At 59.5% G+C, this 603-nt stretch carries 1 pseudogene; it reads right to left on the minus strand.

Annotation, left to right across the window (positions count from 1 at the left end):
* A pseudogene (locus B3849_RS06935) lies at positions 1–461 on the minus strand (glutathione-dependent disulfide-bond oxidoreductase); the annotation flags it as partial.
* Positions 462–603: the final 142 nt, after the last annotated feature.

Consider the following 603-nt stretch of genomic DNA (forward strand, 5'->3'; position numbering starts at 1 on the left):
CTGCCCATTTGCCAGAACAGCCACGACATACATTCGGTGCGCTGGCTTGGGTCTTTGGGGATGAATTCGCCGAATTTCTCGGCCAGATGCAGCATGATCGACCCGGATTCAAACAGGCGCTGTGGCGCGTCGCCGGACCGGTCCATCATCGCGGGAATTTTGGAGTTCGGGTTGATGTCGACAAAGCCGGATCCGAATTGATCCCCTTCGCCGATGTTGATCAGCCACGCGTCATACTCGGCGCCCTTGTGCCCGGCGGCCAGTAGTTCTTCCAGCAGCACGGTGACTTTGACGCCATTGGGCGTCGCGAGGGAGTAAAGCTGATAGGGATGTTTGCCGACCGGCAGCTCTTTGTCTGCGGTGGGGCCTGCGATGGGGCGGTTGATATTGGCGAATTTACCGCCATTGCCGGGTTCCCACTCCCATACGGTGGGCGGGGTGTAGTCGGGCAGATCGGTCATGAGATCCCTTTCAGTTCGTCTGATGAAGTCTGAGGAGAACCTAAGCGGTATTGGGGGGATCGCAAGAGGTCAGCACAGATTGGCTGGGGCAGGGGGGAGGCGCGGTTGACGGCGGCCCAAACGAAAAAAGCCGCCCCCGAAG

The organism is Sulfitobacter sp. UBA4523 (genome assembly GCF_002388305.1).
GTDB classification, from domain to species: Bacteria; Pseudomonadota; Alphaproteobacteria; order Rhodobacterales; family Rhodobacteraceae; genus Sulfitobacter; species Sulfitobacter pontiacus.